The sequence below is a fragment of the Thalassospira profundimaris genome (genome assembly GCF_003326675.1).
In the GTDB taxonomy this organism is placed as follows: domain Bacteria; phylum Pseudomonadota; class Alphaproteobacteria; order Rhodospirillales; family Thalassospiraceae; genus Thalassospira; species Thalassospira aquimaris.
Map to the genome: position 1 here is coordinate 1 of NZ_JPWF01000048.1, position 591 is coordinate 591.

A 591-nucleotide genomic window follows, 5' to 3' on the forward strand; every position below is an offset into this window, starting at 1 on the left:
GCGCGACCCTGTCGGCAGGTACCGATAATGGCGACGGCACCTGGACTTTGAGTTCCGGTGATCTCGAAGGTCTGACGATCATACCTGCTGATGACTTCAGCGGTTCGTTTGATCTCGGTGTGACCGCGACTTCTGCTGACGGTGAGGACGTTGCAACGACCACGGGCAGCATCACGGTTGACGTTGCCGGTGTGGCGGATGCTCCGACACTTGATGTTGCCGATGCTTCTGGCTCCGAATCTGGTTCCGAAGACTCTGCGATTGCGCTCGATATCGACGCGGGTCTGACAGATTCCAGCGAAACACTCACCATCACGATCTCCGGTGTTCCGGATGGCGCGACCCTGTCGGCTGGTACGGATAATGGCGACGGTACCTGGACTTTGTCGTCTTCTGACCTCGAAGATCTGACGATCACGCCGCCTGATGACTTCAGCGGTTCGTTTGATCTCGGTGTGACCGCGACTTCTGCTGACGGTGAGGACGTTGCAACGACCACGGGCAGCATCACGGTTGACGTTGCCGGTGTGGCGGATGCTCCGACACTTGATGTTGCCGCGGATGCTTCGGGTAGCGAAGACTCTGCGATTG

At 58.4% G+C, this 591-nt stretch carries 1 protein-coding gene; it reads left to right on the top strand.

Annotation, left to right across the window (positions count from 1 at the left end):
* The coding region (locus tag TH19_RS22855; protein ID WP_181846528.1) for a hypothetical protein at positions 1-591 on the top strand (591 nt) is incomplete at both ends.